Source organism: Methylophaga sp. UBA5088 (assembly GCF_002414625.1).
Classification (GTDB): domain Bacteria; phylum Pseudomonadota; class Gammaproteobacteria; order Nitrosococcales; family Methylophagaceae; genus Methylophaga; species Methylophaga marina.
Window position 1 is genome coordinate 46,489 of the sequence record NZ_DIAC01000074.1, and the last position, 255, is coordinate 46,743.

At 40.4% G+C, this 255-nt stretch carries 1 protein-coding gene; it reads left to right on the forward strand.

Features of this window, described 5'->3' with window-relative positions; genetic code table 11:
- On the forward strand, window positions 1-255 hold a 255-nt coding region (locus B4K20_RS09615), incomplete at both ends, for an LON peptidase substrate-binding domain-containing protein (protein WP_289282743.1).

The window sequence follows — 255 nt, forward strand, 5'->3', positions numbered from 1 at the left end:
ACCAGAGGTTATTTCGTCGCTTTCCAGTATTGAAGATGTTTCGCGGATGTCTGATACCGTCGCAGCACATATGACGTTAAAACTTGAAGACAAGCAAGCCTTGCTTGAAATGAGTGACGTTAAAGCCAGAGTCGAAAAGTTGATGGCTTTCCTTGAAGGTGAAATCGATATTCAACAAATTGAGAAACGTATTCGTAACCGCGTTAAAAAGCAGATGGAAAAAAGCCAACGCGAATATTATCTTAATGAGCAGTT